Source organism: Hymenobacter frigidus, from assembly GCF_014640435.1.
Classification (GTDB): Bacteria; Bacteroidota; Bacteroidia; order Cytophagales; family Hymenobacteraceae; genus Hymenobacter; species Hymenobacter frigidus.
Window position 1 is genome coordinate 1 of record NZ_BMGY01000025.1, and the last position, 15842, is coordinate 15842.

General features: G+C 65.3%; 11 protein-coding genes and 2 pseudogenes. 3 read left to right on the forward strand and 10 right to left on the reverse strand.

The features are described from left to right. Window positions 1-82 precede the first annotated feature (82 nt). The gene (locus IEW17_RS13290; RefSeq protein ID WP_188562538.1) at window positions 83-694 is read left to right on the forward strand and encodes a hypothetical protein; all 612 of its coding nucleotides are present in this window, start codon (window positions 83-85) and stop codon (window positions 692-694) included. A gap of 93 nt (window positions 695-787) precedes the next feature. Here the strand turns inward: IEW17_RS13290 and IEW17_RS13295 are convergent. The 7 genes and pseudogenes from IEW17_RS13295 to IEW17_RS20960 form a co-directional block, all read right to left on the reverse strand. After that, window positions 788-1390 (reverse strand): annotated as a pseudogene (locus IEW17_RS13295) (DUF6572 domain-containing protein). Between the two features lie 136 nt (window positions 1391-1526). Then, a complete protein-coding gene (locus tag IEW17_RS13300) occupies window positions 1527-4748 on the reverse strand; it encodes a WD40/YVTN/BNR-like repeat-containing protein (RefSeq protein ID WP_188562540.1) in 3222 nt (1073 codons plus the stop codon). 101 nt (window positions 4749-4849) lie between these two features. Further along, window positions 4850-5203: an integrase core domain-containing protein gene (locus tag IEW17_RS13305; protein WP_188562541.1), complete on the reverse strand. Its 354-nt coding sequence runs from the start codon at window positions 5201-5203 to the stop codon at window positions 4850-4852. Continuing rightward, window positions 5200-5523, reverse strand: coding sequence for a transposase (locus IEW17_RS13310; RefSeq protein ID WP_188562542.1), 324 nt, complete (start codon window positions 5521-5523; stop codon window positions 5200-5202). The genes IEW17_RS13305 and IEW17_RS13310 overlap by 4 nt, the downstream gene beginning before the upstream one ends. 154 nt (window positions 5524-5677) lie before the next feature. Then, window positions 5678-5875: a hypothetical protein gene (locus IEW17_RS13315; RefSeq protein WP_188562543.1), complete on the reverse strand. Its 198-nt coding sequence runs from the start codon at window positions 5873-5875 to the stop codon at window positions 5678-5680. Between the two features lie 741 nt (window positions 5876-6616). Next, the gene (locus IEW17_RS13320) at window positions 6617-8308 is read right to left on the reverse strand and encodes a T9SS type A sorting domain-containing protein (protein WP_229748995.1); all 1692 of its coding nucleotides are present in this window, start codon (window positions 8306-8308) and stop codon (window positions 6617-6619) included. 442 nt (window positions 8309-8750) lie between these two features. After that, window positions 8751-8876: pseudogene (locus IEW17_RS20960) on the reverse strand (type II toxin-antitoxin system YoeB family toxin); the annotation flags it as partial. A 101-nt stretch (window positions 8877-8977) separates the two neighbouring features. Between IEW17_RS20960 and IEW17_RS13330 the strand changes: the two are divergent. Both IEW17_RS13330 and IEW17_RS13335 read left to right on the forward strand, forming a co-directional pair. Continuing rightward, window positions 8978-9160, forward strand: a complete 183-nt coding sequence (locus IEW17_RS13330; RefSeq protein WP_229748996.1) for a M15 family metallopeptidase — start codon at window positions 8978-8980, stop codon at window positions 9158-9160. Window positions 9161-9475: 315 nt separating this feature from the next. After that, complete coding sequence (locus IEW17_RS13335; RefSeq protein WP_188562545.1) at window positions 9476-10678, forward strand: PAS domain-containing sensor histidine kinase; 1203 nt, start codon at window positions 9476-9478, stop codon at window positions 10676-10678. Window positions 10679-10783: 105 nt separating this feature from the next. Here the strand turns inward: IEW17_RS13335 and IEW17_RS13340 are convergent, their stop codons facing one another. From IEW17_RS13340 to IEW17_RS13350, 3 genes are all read right to left on the reverse strand, one after another. Next, window positions 10784-11437 (reverse strand): hypothetical protein, encoded by a 654-nt coding sequence (locus IEW17_RS13340; protein WP_188562546.1) that lies wholly within the window; start codon window positions 11435-11437, stop codon window positions 10784-10786. 147 nt (window positions 11438-11584) lie between these two features. Beyond that, on the reverse strand, window positions 11585-12010 hold the full coding sequence (locus IEW17_RS13345) for a response regulator (protein ID WP_188562547.1): 426 nt from the start codon (window positions 12008-12010) through the stop codon (window positions 11585-11587). 17 nt (window positions 12011-12027) lie between these two features. Then, entirely contained in the window at window positions 12028-15753 is a 3726-nt protein-coding gene (locus IEW17_RS13350) for a PAS domain-containing protein (RefSeq protein ID WP_188562548.1), read from the reverse strand. Window positions 15754-15842 lie beyond the last annotated feature (89 nt).

Genomic DNA, 15842 nt, shown 5'->3' on the forward strand with positions numbered 1-15842 from the left:
TGAGGTGTCTTTCATGACGAAGGAAAGATACCACCCTGTTCTGTCCAGATTTACTAGACCACCTCACCAGTACTTTAGGCGCATGAAACAATTAAAAGGGCCCTTCATAGGAACTGCTTTGCTGCTTACCGCCTGCTCAGGCCCACAAGAGTCAAAAACCGAAACCCAGACGCCGGCCCCGTCCATCCCGCCCGCTGTTCGCCCCGCACAGTCGCCCGCGGCGACCGTGCGGGCCTTCTTAACGTGGTACCTGCATCATCAATCCCCGCTTAACTCCCTGCCGGTTGTTCCGGCCCGCCTGGACGAGGACACGACCCAAGTGTATGCGGTTGACTTTCACGCGGTCGAGGACTATGTGCGCCTGTTGCAGAGCAGTGGCACGGTATCGCCCGTTTACCTGCAAGCGCACCGACGTTATTTTCAGCAATGCGCAGATTCGTTGCGCGCCCACCCGCAGACTGATGGCTTCGTTACCGGGCTGGATTACGACCACATCCTCTATACCCAAGCCGGAGACATCCAAACCCAACTCGTACTCCACAGCCAGCCAACCCGCGTGACAGTTGGCGCCGACACGGCCCAAGTAGTGTACCGCTTCACCGAGCAGCAGATGAGCGAAGGGCCCAACCTCGCCTTTAGCCTAGCGGTGGAGCAAGGAAGGTGGATGATTACCGCCGTGCGCCCCCTTGAGTAAGCGCAAGTGAGTTCACAAAAACGGTCCCAAGGTAAACGCGCTCCGTTCAAAAACAGGAGGGTTCACACTAACTGTGGACCCGTTGCGCTGCTGCTACCAGTGTGCCAAAGCCACGCGCAGGCGGTGCTGCATCCGGTCTAGTTCGGGATGAGGCCCCGGAGCCACCCGGAGGTAGTCTTCAAGCTCGCTCGTTCCGCTGGCATCGAAGCCCGCGCGGGTGTAATTAAACGCCCAGAGGCGGTACGCCACCCCTGCCGGAGTGGGGGACAAGGCCACCCGGTAGGTGAGGCGGCACACCTCACCTACCAGTTGCAAGTCTTGGTACCCCCCCGCCGGCAGGCCGGCGTACGTGCGCGCCTGCGGCACCGGCCACTGGGAGAGCAGCGGCTGGGTTTGGGTCAGGCGGGTGCGGTACCACTGCTGCACCAGGGCCTGCCGCTCGGCCGCCGTGCCGGCCTCCGCTGGAGGGTCGAATTTCATAATGACACTGATTACCCTTGGGTGTTCTTCTGCCGCAGGGTAATCTTCCAGCAATTGCTCACTTTGGATAAACTCCAGATACGCATTGATTTTGTCTTGCAGCAAGGAGAGGTGTTCGCCCTCGTCTTAGGAAAGATGGTTTGAGATGGTCAGCACCACCTCCGCGTCAGGGGAGATGGAGATAAAGTCAATCTTATCTGTTTGTTCAATGCTCATTATTGCCAAGGTAGCAACAAGTGTGGTTCAGCCAAACGGTCATGGCTTGGTCGCGCTCTGTTCAGTTGAAGGAGCCCCTCCGCCGGCCTTACCGAGCCACCCCCTGCCGGCTGGTTTCAGGCAGACTTGGCCGACCTCACAGCGAGCTGGCGGGCGCGGCCGGGCGGGGCTTGGGCACCGAGAGCACATCCACGGCTTTATCGCGAATAAGCTTGTTGAGGGCGGGCACGTCCTGCTCGCGCAGCTGGCGGAAGCGGCCGAGCTGCTCGTTTATCTGCTCGGTCAGCTCCTTTTGCACGGCGCGGGCCTGTTCGGTGGGGGCGTAGTCGCCCTCGCTGGCGTGGCCCACGAGGTTGGCCAGCTTGTTGTTCAGCCGGATAGGGTAGTTGAGCGGGTCCTGGTCGCTGCGGTTTTTAGTTTGGTAGAGGCTTTCCTCGATGGCCGTCATCTTCTTGTCGAGGGCGTCGGCGGCCTGCACAATGTCACGGTAGGCGGGCTCGGGCTTCAGCGGCGTGGTGATGGCCTTGAGCTGGCCGCGCAGGGTGCGGATGTCGCGCACGGCCTCGTTGGTTTCGCTCAGCTTGTCGCGCACGTCCTGCAGGTAGGCAAACTGCGCCTGCAGGTCCTGCGGGGTAGCTTTGGCGCGCGGGTCGGGCAGAATCACCACTTCGGCTTCCTGCGGGGGCTCTTGGTTCAGGGTGAGGCGGGCGCGGTAGGTGCCGGGCACGGCGCGGGGGCCCTGGGTGCCGCCACCCCAGAGTATCATGCCGTCGAACTTGCTGGCTTCGGCGTAGCGCATGTCCCACACGAAGCGGTTGAGGCCTTTTTTCGTTACCAACCGGTCTCTGTCGGGGCCGGTGGCTGGTTTTTTATCCTTCTCAACCGGCTTGGCTTTGTTGGTGAAGGCCCGAATCAGCTTGCCGTCGGGGCCGACCAGCTCCAGCTTCAGGGTGCTGGCGGTGTCGAGCTTCTGGGCCAGGTAGTAGTGCAGCAGCACGCCGCCGGGGTGGTTCTGGCCCGCCGTTTTGGGTACGGTGGGGCCGCCGCTGCCTTCCAGCCGGTAGCTGCCCAGCGGTTTAAATAAATGCACCTTGCTGTCGGCTACGGCGGGCGTGAGCTGGTGCAGGGGCGTGAGGTCGTCAATCAGCCAGAAGCCGCGGCCCTGGGTGGCGGCAATCAGGTTGTCGTTTTTCAGGGTGAGGTCGGTGATGGGCACCTGGGGCAGGTTCAGCTGGAACGGCTGCCAGCTGCTGCCGTCGTTGAACGACACGTACAGGCCGTACTCGGTGCCGGCGTAAAGCAGGCCGGCGCGCCGCGGGTCGGCGCGCACCACGCGGGTGAAATGCGTGGCCGGGATGCCGGCCGAAATGGCGACCCAGGTCTTGCCGTAGTCGGCGGTGCGGTAGAGGTAGGGGCGGAAGTCGCCGGCCTTGTAGCGGGTGGCGGCCACGTAGGCCGTGCCTTTGAGGGTGGGGTGGGCTTCGAGGCTGTTGATTTGGCTCCACTCGGGCAAGCCGGCGGGCGTCACCTTCGTCCAGGTTTTGCCTTCGTCGCGCGTCATGTGCACCAGCCCGTCGTCCGAACCCGTCCAGATGACGCCTGCTTCGGCCGGCGACTCGGCAATGGCGAACACGGTGCCGTAGTATTCCACGCTGGTGTTGTCCTGCGTGAGCGGCCCGCCCGACGAGCCCAGGGTTTTGGGGTCGTTGCGCGTGAGGTCAGGGCTGATGGTCGTCCACGACTGGCCCTCGTTGGTGCTCACGTGCAGGTGGTTCGAGCCGGTGAAGAGCTTCTGGGGGGCGTGGGCCGAAAACACGATGGGGTAGTTCCACTGGAAGCGGTACTTCGAGTCCCCGGCGCCGTGGCCCATGGGGTTGTCGGGCCACACGTTGATGGCCCGGGTCTGGTCGGTGGCGTGGTCCACGCGCGTAAGCAGGCCGCCGTAGCTGCCGCCGTACACGACGTCGGGATTGGCGGGGTCCACGGCCAGGTGGGCGCTTTCCGAGCCGGCCGTCACTTCCCAGTCGCGCTCGGCGATGGTGCCGCCGCTGCTGCGGTGCAGGATGCGCACCGTGGAGTTGTCCTGCTGCGCGCCGTAGATGCGGTAGGGAAAGTGGTTGTCGGTGACCACGCGGTAGAACTGGCCGGTGGGCTGGTTGTTGTTGGTCGTCCAGTTCAGGCCGCCGTCGGTGCTGATTTGGGCGCCGCCGTCGTCGGCGATAATCATGCGGCTGGCGTTTTCGGGCGCTATCCACAGGTCGTGGTGGTCGCCGTGCGGGGCGTTGCGGGCCTCGAAGGTGCGCCCGCCGTCCTTGCTCTTGTGGTACGACACGTTCATGACATACACCACGTCCTCGTCCTTGGGGTCGGCGTAGATGCGGGTGTAGTACCAGGCGCGCTGGCGCAGGGCGCGGTCGTCGTTGGTTTTTTTCCAGGTCAGGCCCGCGTCGTCGGAGCGGAACACGCCGCCCTCGGCCGCTTCCAGCAGGGCCCACACCCGGTTCGCGTTCAGCGGCGACACCGTGACGGCGCCGATGCCCAGCGTGCCCCTGGGCAGGCCCTCGTTGCGCGAGAGGTCCTGCCAGGTGTCGCCGCCGTCGGTGCTTTTCCACAGCCCCGAGCCCGGCCCGCCCGACGAGAAGCCGTAGGGCGTGCGCCGCACGTTCCAGGTGGTGGCGTACAGGATGCGCGGGTTGGTGGGGTCGAAGGTCAGGTCCACGGCGCCCGCGTCCTTATTGGCAAACAGCACCCGCTCCCAGTTTTTGCCGCCGTCCTTGCTGCGGTACACGCCGCGCATCTCGCTGGGCTGGTAGAGGTCGCCCATGGCGGCCACGTACACCAGGTCGGGGTTGCGGGGGTGAATGCGGATGCGGCCGATGTGGCGCGAGTCCGTCAGGCCCGACGCCTGCCAAGTCTTGCCCGCGTCCGTCGATTTCCACACCCCGAAGCCCGACGACACGTTGCCACGCACCGTTTTCTCGCCCTGGCCCACGTAGAGCACATTGGGGTCGGCCTCGCTCACGGCCACCGCCCCGATGGAGCCGCCGAAGTACTTGTCCGAGATGTTTTCCCAGGTACCCCCGCCGTCCTTGGTGCGCCATACGCCGCCGCCCGTGGTGCCCATGTAGTAGAGGTTGGACTGACCCGGCACGCCCGTCACCGTGCACGAGCGCCCGCCCCGGTACGGCCCGATGGAGCGCCACTTCAGTCCATTGTACAGCGCCGAGTCGAACACGGCCACCGTGCCCGGCTTGCCTTTGCTCTTGGTTTTGGATTGGCCGAAGCCCGCCGGCGCGCCCGCCAGCAGCAGGAGCAGCACGAGGAGACTTGTTTTCAGGGAAGCGTAGGGGTGGGGCATAGTAAGAGAGCAAAAGAACAAGTGAAAAAGCCGATTTAAAGTCCCTCCTGTTGAACGCCGTGAGGCAGGAGGGTCGGAAAGGCAAAGGTGAGGTGGTCCATTTAGGCTGGACATTTTAGGGCAGTGGTTTGAAGTGATTGTTGATGAGCGCGATACGGCGTCTGGTAGCCAATACTGGAGTGCAGGCGGTCGTGATTGTAATAGTCAAAATAGTCGGCGATGCTGGCTGGCGCGTCGGCCAGGTCGGCAAACACGGGCCACTCGCGGAGTTCGAGCAGCTCGGTTTTGAGGCGGGACCAGAGGCTTTCGGCTTGGGTCGTACCCGGTAGGGCGTTGTCGTAGCACTCGCCGCGACGGCTCTGCGAACGTACGGCCCCGTGCCGGTGCAAGAGGGCGCGGTAGGCGTTGCCGCAGTACTGGCCGCGCTCGGCGTTGATGAAGCGGTAGCGGCTCATTGGTCCGGCGTCTGTGAGATAACGCGCCTCAAGCGTTTGCTGGCGACGGCTTTTTTTAAAATGTCCAGCTCCTGCGCCTGCCGCCGGGCCAGGGCCCGCAGCTGGCGCAGTTCGGCGGCCGTGGCCGGGTCCAGCGCCGCCCCCAATGCAGCCGCAACTGACGTTTGGGCGGCCTTTTGCCACTGGTAGATGCGTTTGGGGTCGATATTGAGCCGGGCGGCGGCTTGGGTCGAGCGGCTTTGCTCGGCCAGGCGCAAGGCTTCGGCGCGGAAGGCCGCATCGTACGTGCGGCGGTTGTCGGATTTTGGCGTCTCTTTCATGACGAAGGAAAGATACCACCCTGTTCTGTCCAGATTAACCAGACCAGCTCAATATACCTTGCAAAGGGGGACGGAGCAGTTCAAGAAAAGGGTCCCAAGGTAAACGCGCTCCGTTCAAAATAAGGAGCCAAAGCGTGCTATGATTAAGCGCCTACTAGGGATAGAGCCGGTTACTGGAGGTGATGAATACAAAGAGCGCAAAACACGCGACCACAAAGGCCCCCAGGGCCAAGCGGTACCGGCCGGACGACACCACGGGCACCGGCAGGTGTTGGACGCCGCGGCTGCGGAACACCAGCCAGTATTTCAGGGCCAGCAGCGGCGCCACGGGGAACAACAGGATGGCCCCCAAGCTGCCGAGTTGATCGACTTGTGGAGCCGTCGAGAGCCGCCCAGGTAGTATCAGTGCCCCGTAGCGGCCGACCCACAGCGCGAGCGGGCTCAGCGAGCGGGCTCAGGAACAGGAGCAAGCCCAAGCCGGACGAGGCTAGCACGACGTACCAGCGCCATTCCTGGGGGGTGTAGTTCGGGTTCCGGTGGAAGAGCATCAACCGCACGAGCAACGCGTAAGACCGAGCCAAGTGCCGCATGGCGCAAAAGTAACGAGCGGCTTACCTCTGCGTTCAGTAAAGGCTTTTCGTCCAAGAGAACGGTCGGTTTGCGACACGCCCCGCCCGCCAAAAACCAAGGAAGACCCAAACCCGACGGACCAGCACCCCTTACCGTTGTTTGTCGTTTCCACTTTTGTGCGCCCCCCTTCACTGCGGGCGGCTACGTGCGCGAACATGCCGGGGCGGCGTAAAGTTGAGCCCTGAAAAGCAGCTCAGCCCCTTAAATGTGAGAGCGGAGTTTTCTCCTTGAGACTTGAAAAAAGCCTCGGCGTGCGACGCTTGTCCTTACCCAGAATTCAAACGCCCCCGGCCAGGTAGCGGGAAGGGCGTTTTCGCGCGGTTGCGTATCTGATTTGCCGCTCTTCAAGCGGGGTCAGCCAGCAGAAATGGGGCTTTGCGTTACCTCAAGCAAGACGAAACAAGATTTGGGCAAGGACTAGGCGTGCGGTGCCGGTGCCTTTTTTAGGCCGCAGCCGCGCGGTTTACTCCACCGCCAGGCGCACGGATTGCGTGCCGCTGCGCACCAGGTAGATGCCCGTTGGGAGGCGAGCGGGCAGCTGCAGGACCACCGCACCGCTGGCATCGGCGCGAGTAGCTGCTACGCGTCGACCCAACGCGTCGAATACCTCCACCGCGGCGTTGGGTTCGGTCCCGGCAATGGTTACAACGTTGCTGGCCGGGTTGGGGAACAGCGAAAACAATGTGGCATTTCGGCTGTCTGCCGCCGCTGCCGCCGTGCCGCCGTTTAGCCGCACACTGATGGTGCCCGCAGTAGTGGAATTAGCAGCAAGCAAATCCAAGTCCCCATCGCCGTCGATATCGCCCAGGGCTACTCCTTGTGTGATGGCGCCAGTGCTTACTTCCTGGTTACCGCTGAAGATGCCGGCGCCGTTATTTAAGCGCACGCTGGCCGTGCCGGGCCCGCCGCCGTTGGCGTTGGCCGAAACAATGTCGAGGTCGCCGTCGCCGTCCACGTCCCCCATCGCCAAGCCAAAAGACCAGGGGCCCACGGACACATTTTGGCTGCCGCTGAACGTGCCGGTTCCGTTGTTCAGCCGCACGCTGGCCTGCTCCCCCCGCCCCACGGTGACCAGGTCCAGGTCGCCGTCGGCATCGACGTCGCCCACGGCGATGGTGAAGGGGTCGACCACGGGCACTTCCTGGCCCCCGCCGAAGACGCCGGCCCCGTTGTTCACGCGCACGCTGGCCGTTTGGCTGTTGGCGTTGGCCGTGAGCAGGTCGAGGTCGCCGTCGTTGTCCACGTCGCCCACGGCCACGCTGATGGGGTTGCGGCCCACGGGCACGTTGTGGCTGCCGCTAAATGTGCCTGTTCCGTCGTTCAGGCGCACGCTCACCGTGCCGGTGCTCCGGGCGTTGTTGGCCGTGAGCAAGTCGAGGTCACCGTCGCCGTCCACGTCGCCGGTGGCCACGCCGTAAGGGCCTTGGTCCACGGGCACGTTCTGGCTGCCGCTGAACCGGCCACTCCCGTCGTTCAGGCGCACGCCCACCAGGTTCCCGCTGCCATTCGCATACGTGGGCGCCAGCAAGTCGAGGTCGCCGTCGCCGTCGACATCGGCCAAGGCCAGGTGGCGGATGTCCCCGCTCATCGTGACGCTCGGCGCGCTGCTGAACGTGCCGCGGCCGCCGTTCAGCAGCACGCTCACCTCGGTGTTGAAGTTGGCGGCCAGCAGGTCGAGGTCGCCATCGCCGTCGACGTCGCCCGCCACCACGTTCGCGGGGCCGCGCCCCACGGGCACGTCGGGGCCCGGCAGAAAGGTGCCGGAACCCGTGCCGCCCGCCGCCGCGGTGAACTGCAGGACTTTTCTGGTGGCGGCGCCCCCTGCGCCGGTCGCGCTGACCGTCGCCTGCACACGCTCGCCGGCCACAAACGGGTGGGGCGTCGGCGCAAAGGAGACGGCGTTGGCGGACCGCACGGCCGGCGTGGCGCCCGTGCGGCGCCCGCCGCGCTGGCTGCTGAACACCTGCAAGCTCACTGGCGCTATCGCGGCCAGCGGGTCTTGGAACGTGACCGTAACGGCCCCGCTGCGGGCAGCCGCACAGGCATTGGCCGAGGGCACCACGGAGGTAATGACCGGACCTTGGGCCCAGGCTGCACCAACCGGCAGCGCGGCCAACATGGCCAATGGTCGAAACACCCGGGCAGTCGTTTTCAACGACGGGCGGTAGAATGGGAAAAGTTTTTTCATTAAATTACACCAACTGGAAAATGTAAATATGCTACTTCAGGCAGGAATAATTTCATGCTTCCAAGCCTGTCTTACCCAAGAAAGCCGGGTGCTGCCGGTACCGGAGGCAGAATTCTTGCGCCCCGCTCAGGGCGCTTTTGAGCCCTAAACGACCGTTCCTTTTCGATATTTCAAAAGAAAGCGTTAGAACCTAAGGACAGCGGATGCTGCCACAAATTAGGCCACCATTCAACGAAAAGACAATTCTGCTGCTACACGTCAGGTTGAAAGGACACAGGCATATTAAAAACAATCCGAGACGATGTTTTTCGTTCACCTAAAGGGTGATTTAAACAGCCACTGTCCTGCGGATAGGGTCTGATAAGGGCCCACTAGCGGACGCTATTGGCGTTCATTAACGGGTTTGTTCCTACTTCGCTGTGTAGTGGAAGCAACATTGCAGCATATACATCAGATTGGCCTCAAAGCGGTAAATCAGCCGGTGCTCCCCGCTAATGCGGCGCGACCAGAAGCCAGCAAAGTCGTGTTTGAGGGGTTCAGGCTTTGGCCTTCTTACAGCAGCGGGGAGATAAAATTACTCCAAGCTCCCACCGGGACAGTTTCTGCAGTCTTTCGCCGGCAGCGTAGCCCGTTGGGTTGCACTTCTACCTGGCTGGGGAAGGTGTATTTCCCCAGCCGGTTTTGCTGGCCAATGGGTCGGTGTCGTGGTCGGGGCTGCTGCTGAGCAAGTTTGCGCGGCTGATGAAGGCGGCCGATGCGCGGGTGCATTGGGGTGGGGACTGGCCGGGGTTTAGGGACCGGCCGCATTTTGAGGTGTAGGGTGTAGGTGAAACGGGCGGGCCAGATGGTCCGCTCGTTTTGGTTTGCCAAAAAGTGGGGCCTGAATCGATACTGGGTGAAACGCGTTTTTAGCGGCGTTTGGCGTCCGCCGCGCGGGAGGGCTGGGGAAGCGCCGAAAACGACCGCGCCAACTCCGCGCGAGAACAGGCCGTGCCGGCAAAACGCTACCCGACCGTTGCGCGAACGACCGGGTGGCTAACGACACCGCGACAGCATTGGGGGGGGCCTAACTGCAACGGGCAGCAGGGCGTATGTTTGTGCTCACTGCTCAGCTCCCAACACAGTCTCCTTCCTATGCCCACCGCTGCCGAAAGCTTATCCCCGGAAAGACAAATGGAGGCCCTGCGCGAGGAAAATCGCCGGCTGCGCGCCGGCCAGGTGCGGGCGCAGGCGCAGCCGGGCCAGTCGGACGACCGGGGGCAGCAGGCGCGGTTTCGGACGGTGTTCGACAACTCGCCGTTCGGGCAGCAAATCATTGCCTCCGACCTGGTTATCCGGCAGGTCAACCGGGCCGTGCTGGCGATGCTCGAATACGACCGCCCGGAGGACGTGGTGGGCCACCGGATGTTAGAATTCGCTCACCCCGACCACCGCGACGACTGGCGCTTTTGGCAGGAGCGGCTGTGGGCGCACGAGCTGCCGAGCTTCACGCTGGAAACCTGCCTGGTGCGCGCCGACGGCTCCCCGCTCTGGTGCCAGGTCACGTCCATCTGCTTTCTGGACGGCGACGAGGAGCTGGGCCACACGCAGCTGGAGGACATCAGCGAGCGCAAGACGATGGAGCTGTCGCTGAAGCGGCTCTACGACGCGCAGGAAACCATTCTGCACCTGGTGATGCACGATTTGAAGGGTCCCATCGGCCACATTCAGCTGCTGACGGACTTACTGGAGCGCCAGCTGAACGCGGCGGCGGTCCCCCTCGCGGCCGGCAGCGCGCCGGCGGCGGTGAAGTACCTGGGCCTTATCCGCCAAGCCTGCGCCACGACCTTCAAGCTGCTCCAGGACGTGCTGCTGCTGGGCTCGCTCGACGCCAACCGGCTAAAAAAGGAGCCCACCGACCTGGGCACCCTGCTGGAGCGTCGGCTGGCGGCGCACCACCTGGTGGCACACGAGAAAGGCCTGGCGCTGGCGCTGGACCTGCCCCCGCTTCCCGTGCGCGCCAACCTGAACGCCGACGCCTTCGGGCGGGTGGTGGACAACCTGGTGAGCAACGCGCTGAAGTTTACGCCCGCCGGAGGCCACGTGACGGTGGCGCTGCGGGAACGAGAGGGCCGGGCGCTGCTGAGCGTGCGCGACACGGGCATTGGCATTCCGGCGGCGCTGCAGGCCGACCTGTTCGAGAAGTTCAGCCTCACGGCCCGGCCCGGCGTGGGCGGCGAGGCCGCCACGGGGCTGGGCCTGTTCATCACCCGGCAGATTGTGCAGCTGCACCGCGGCAAGGTGTGGGTGAAAAGCCAGGAGGGCGCGGGCACCTGCTTCTTCGTGGAGCTGGCCTGAGCGCGGGGCGGAACGCGGCGCCGCTTCATAAAGGAGTTCCGGCCGCGGGCCTTCCGCATTTCGCAAAACCGGCCGAATGACCGGGCCCCGTACCGCCGCCCCGACCTAGCGGAACACGCAGCTGGTGCCGCTCCACAGCGCCGATACCCGGGCCTGCGGCCCCGCCCCGTCCAAGAGCCCGTACAGGCCCGACGCGGTAGAAAATTCGTAGCCCAGGCTCGATTTCACCACCTTAATCACGTACGCGCTTTCCACTTCGGCCCGGGTGGTGCCGAGGCCCACCCCGGCCATGGTCGCGGGGGCCCGGCCCGCGCCCCGGCCGGGGTTGAGCGACCAGCCCGCAAACTGCCACTCCCGACCGGGGGACGCGTCGCCGCGGTCTTGCTCCCGAAAGGCCAGCGTCAGGCCGTTGGCCCAGGTGGCCATTTTGAGCGGGCCGGCCCCGCACTCCCCGTTCACGCCCACGCGGGCGGGCGGTTCTCCCAGCACGTTGGTTATGGTCCGGACCAGCGGTTCAAACGGCCGGCCCAACGGAATTGTGGTGGTGGAGCCCGTTTTGGCATTCACCAGCTGGACCGCATTGTCGGCCAGGGCCAGGGTTGGCGGGCTCCCGGACGGGGCGACGAGACTCGCGGTATCACGCTTGGGGGCGGTCGGAACGGAGCTGGCCGCCGGGACGGCCGGCTCCGTGGGGCGGTCGGGCTGACTTTGGCAGGCGGCCGTGAGCAAGGAGAGCAGCAACAGGGGCAGTCGGTTCATGAGCAGGACAGTCTTACGTGAGCTAAACGGCCACGCGTGTGGTACGCCCGGGCACTCTTGGTACGGAAAACGCCCGTCAAGGATGAATTTAGCCTACCCAATGCGCCGCGTCGGAGGTTTTACCCTGTTTGTTTAACAACCCCCTGCTTAGCGGATAGACCGCTCGCGCTGAAAATGCTCCCGCAGGATGGCGTTGATTTTCTCCTCGCTCAGGGGTTTGCTGACCAGGCCGGCGACGGGCAGCGCCTGGAGGCGGGCCAGGTCGCGCGGGTGCAGGGAGGTGGTGAGCATGACGATGACCACGGCCTGCCGCCGGTCCGGCGGCAGCTGCTGGTAGGCTTCGAGAAACTCGAGGCCGTTCATCACGGGCATGTTCACGTCGAGCAAAACCAGGACCGAACCGGCGGCGGCGGTGGCCGGCGGCAGTACGTGCATGAGGATGTGCAGGGCTTCGGCGCCGTTTTTGGCCACCAGCAGCTGGTCGGCGACGGCGAGTTCTTCGAGCAGCAGCTGGTGGAGGTAGTTGGTGGTGGAGTCGTCATCGACGAGCAGGATGGCGGCGAGCTTTTGCATGGATACGGGAAACGGCGTTAGTCGGGAAGGGTTATCGTGAAGGTGGTGCCCCGCCCCAGCTGGCTGCGCACGGCAATGGTGCCGTCGGCATTGTCAACGATTCGCTTGAGCATGTACAGGCCCACGCCCGTGCCCTCGACGTGGGTGTGCAGGCGCTGGAACAGGCCGAAGAGCCGGGCCTGCTGGCCTTCGCTCAGGCCCAGGCCGTTGTCTTCCACTTCCAGCACCACGGTGGCGCCGGCGCCGGGGCGGCAGCTTACCCGCACCACGGGGGGGCGGTCGGGGTGGTGGTACTTGACGGCGTTGCTGAGCAGGTTGTAGACGATGCTGCGCAGGTGCTGGGGGGCGAAGCGCACGGTGGGGCAGTCGGCCACGGTGACTATTACCTGGGCCTGGGCGGCGGCCAGCAGGGGGGCCAGGTCGAGGCGCACGGCCTCGACGAGGGCGGCCAGGTCCACGGATTCGGCGGGCTGCTGCTGCGCCTGCTGGAGCCGGGTGAGGTTGGTGAGCTGGGCGATGGTGCGCTGAAACCGCTCCACGGCCCCCTGCATGAGTTGAAGCAGGTGCGGCACGGGCGGGGCCGCAGCCGGCAGGCGCTTGTTGAGGGCCGTGAGCAGGCCCTCGATGTTGGTGATGGGGGCTTTGAGGTCGTGGGAGGCCGTGTAGATGAAGGTGTCCAGGTCGGCGTTGGTGCGGGTGAGCTGCTGGTTGGCGGCGGTCAGCTCCTGGTTGAGGGCCTCGTTCCGCTCGCGGGCCAGCACCTGGGCCGTGGTTTCGAACCCAAACCCGATGACCCCGTCAACCTGCCCTTGCTCGTTGTAGCGGGCCTGCATGATGTAATTGAAATAGTGGTCCTCCAGCGCCCCGTCGCCGGCGCGGGCGATGGGCACCAGCAGGTCCTGCACCTCGTGCGAGCGGCCCGTCTCGTACACCTGGCGCAGATGCTCATAGCCGGCCTGGCCCGCGAGTTCGGGCAGGGCCTCCAGCAAGGACCGGCCCAACAGCTGGCGGCCCGCAAAGACCCGCTGGTAGGCCGGGTTGAGGAACTCGAAGACCAGCTCCGGGCCGGCAAACATGCAGATGGCGGCCGGGGCCTCCGTAAAGAGCCGCTCCAGGCGCTGGCGCTGGGCTTCGCGCTCCTGCCGGGCCAGCACCTGCTCGGTCACGTCGTAGGCGAAGGTGGAAATACCGGCGACCTGCCCGGCTTCGTGGTAGGCCTGGAAGGTGAAGTTGTAGTACGCCGTTTGCGGCGGCCCCGGCTGGCCCGCAGCCGAGGTCGCCGCAAACGGCGTGTCGGTGTAGTAAGTTTCGCCGGTCTGGTACACGCGGTCCAGGAGAGCAAGGAGGCCCTGCTCCTGCACCTCTGGCACGGCCACGGCCACGTCAAGGCCCACCAGCGTCCGGCCTGGAAACAGGGCTTGATAGGCCGGGTTGACGTATTCGTAGCTATGGCCGGGGGTGCGCAGCAGGGCCACCAGGGCTGGGGTCTGCTCGAATACCTGGTAGAGGGTTTCGCGCTCCCGCACCCGCTGCTGGGCGTTGGCCAGCACCTGGGCTTGCAGGGCTTCGTTCTGCCGGCGGGCCTCGACCTGCCCGGTGACGACGTAGGCGAACGCGCAGATGCCTACGGTCTGGCCGTTTTCGCGGTAGGCCTGGTAGGTCAGGTTGTAGTAGTCGGCCTGGGCCGGGGCGTCGCCGGTGGCTTCGATGGTGAGCAGCAATTCCTGGCCGAAGTAGGTTTCGCCGGTGCGGTACACGCCGTCGAGCAGGGCAATGAAGCCTTGCGCCACCGTCTCGGGAAAGACCTCGACTACGGGCCGGCCAGCCAGCGCGCGGCCCGCGAACTGGCGCTGGTAGGCGGCGTTGAGGTAGTCGTAGCGGTGCTCCGGGCCGCGCAGGATGCAGATGAGGGCCGGCGTTTCCTCGAACACCTGGTAGAGGGTGGCGCGCTCCTGGGCCTGGCGCTGGGTGCTGGCCAGCACCTCGGCTTGCCGGGCGGCGGTTTGCTGCCGGGCGTGCACCTGCTCCGTTACGTCGTAGGTAAATATGCTCACGCCCGCTACCTGACCGTCTTCGCGGTACGCCTGGTAGGTGAAGTCAAAGTAGCGGGTGTGCGCCGGCTCGTCGCCGAAGGCGGGCAGGACGTAGGCTGTTTCGCTGCCAAAGTGCGTGTCGCCGGTCTGGAACACCGTATCGAGCAGCGCGACAAACCCTTGTTCCACGGCTTCGGGTATGGCCTCGGCCAGGGGGCGGCCCCGCAGGGCGCGGCCGGGAAAGAATCGCCCGTAGGCCGCGTTGTAGAAGTCGAAGCAGTGCCTCGGGCCGCGCAGCAGCGCAATCGCGGCCGGGGTTTGTTCGAAGAGGTGGTAAGACGCTTCGCGCTCCTGGGCCTGGCGCTGGGCGGCGGCCAGCACCTGGGCTTGCAGGGCTTCATTTTGCCGGCGGGCCTCGACCTGCTCCGTCACCTCAAAGCCAAATATCACGACGCCATCGATGCCGCCCTGTTCGTCGTAGCGCGGCTGCTGCACGTAGGTCCAGTAGCGGTCCTCGAGCACGCCGTCGTTGGGGCGCGCCAGGCGCGTGTGCAGTTCATGCTGCCAGTTGGATTCGCCGGTAGTGAATACCCGCTGAATGGTGTGGTACGCGGCGTGGTCGGTTAGCTCCGGCACCGCGACGAGCAGGGGCCGGCCCAGCAGCTGGCGGCCGGGGAAGTGCTGCTGGTAGTTGGGGTTGACCAGCTCGTAGACCAGCTCCGGCCCGGCCAGCAGGCAGATGGTGGCCGGCGCCTGCATAAACAAGCGCTCCAGGCGCTGGCTTTGCTGGCTTAGCTGCGCGGTGCGCTCCTGCACCCGCGCCTCCAGCTCCTGGTTGAGCCGCTCGACCTGCTGGCGGGCGAGTACCTGCTCCGTCACGTCGGTGCCGATGCTGAAAATGCCGCTGATGCGGCCGTCGGGCGCGCGCTGGGGCTCAAACACGAAGCTCCAGTACACCTCCTGCCGCTGCCCGTGCCGGATGATGTAAGTGAGCTGCTCGTGGGCCGTGTGGGCGAGGCCGGTGGTGAAGACGCGCTCAAAAATGGCCCGCACCTCCGGCGTGGCCGCTTCGGGCAGCACCTCGAACACGGGCCGGCCCTGCACGGCGGCCAGCGGCCGGTCCCAGATGGCGAGGGTGGCGGCGTTGGCCAGCGCCACGCGAAACTCCGGCCCCTGATAGACGGCCACGGCCACGGGCGCCTGCTCCAGGAAGTGGCGCAGCTCGTGGGGCTGATGCTCGGCGTCGGCGCGGGCCTGCTGCTCGCCGGCCTGGCTTTCGCGCAGCTGCTGCCCGTCCCGGTGGCTCTCGGTGATGTCCTGCACGGACTGGATGATGAACTGCACCTGGCCGGCGGCGTCGAGCACGGACGTGTGGCGCGGCAGCCAGTGGCGCTCCACAAAGTGGCCGGGTTGGGTGGGGTCGGGCACGTCGTAGTGCTGGGGGGGCATTTCGTGCGGCTGGCGGGTGGCCAGCACCGTTTCCAGCGAGGCGCGCACGTTGGCCACGGCGTTGGCCTCGGGGGTTTGTGGGTTGTCGGGGAAGGCGTCGAAGAGGAACTGCCCGACGAGGGTGGCCCGTTCGGTGAGGGTTGCGGCCAGGTAGTCGTCGCTGGCGGCTACAATGCGCAGGTCCGGTGCCAGTAACAGCGTGGCGCCGGGCAGGGCGTTGAAGACGGGCAGCAGGTCGGGCGAGGGCAGGATTGTGGGCATTAAAACAGCGTTGCAGGCGGAGTCGTCAATACGAAGGTCAGTCGCACAGGGCTAATATAGCCGTGAAACGAAACGAGCGGGCCAGGTGG

Excerpts from the sequence above, each read along its gene's own strand:
- IEW17_RS13290 (WP_188562538.1), top strand. The coding sequence starts at position 83 with ATGAAACAATTAAAAGGGCCCTTCATAGGAACTGCTTTGCTGCTTACC.
- IEW17_RS13300 (WP_188562540.1), bottom strand. The coding sequence starts at position 4,748 with ATGCCCCACCCCTACGCTTCCCTGAAAACAAGTCTCCTCGTGCTGCTC.
- IEW17_RS13305 (WP_188562541.1), bottom strand. The coding sequence starts at position 5,203 with ATGAGCCGCTACCGCTTCATCAACGCCGAGCGCGGCCAGTACTGCGGC.
- IEW17_RS13310 (WP_188562542.1), bottom strand. The coding sequence starts at position 5,523 with ATGAAAGAGACGCCAAAATCCGACAACCGCCGCACGTACGATGCGGCC.
- IEW17_RS13335 (WP_188562545.1), top strand. The coding sequence starts at position 9,476 with ATGCCCACCGCTGCCGAAAGCTTATCCCCGGAAAGACAAATGGAGGCC.
- IEW17_RS13340 (WP_188562546.1), bottom strand. The coding sequence starts at position 11,437 with ATGAACCGACTGCCCCTGTTGCTGCTCTCCTTGCTCACGGCCGCCTGC.
- IEW17_RS13345 (WP_188562547.1), bottom strand. The coding sequence starts at position 12,010 with ATGCAAAAGCTCGCCGCCATCCTGCTCGTCGATGACGACTCCACCACC.
- IEW17_RS13350 (WP_188562548.1), bottom strand. The coding sequence starts at position 15,753 with ATGCCCACAATCCTGCCCTCGCCCGACCTGCTGCCCGTCTTCAACGCC.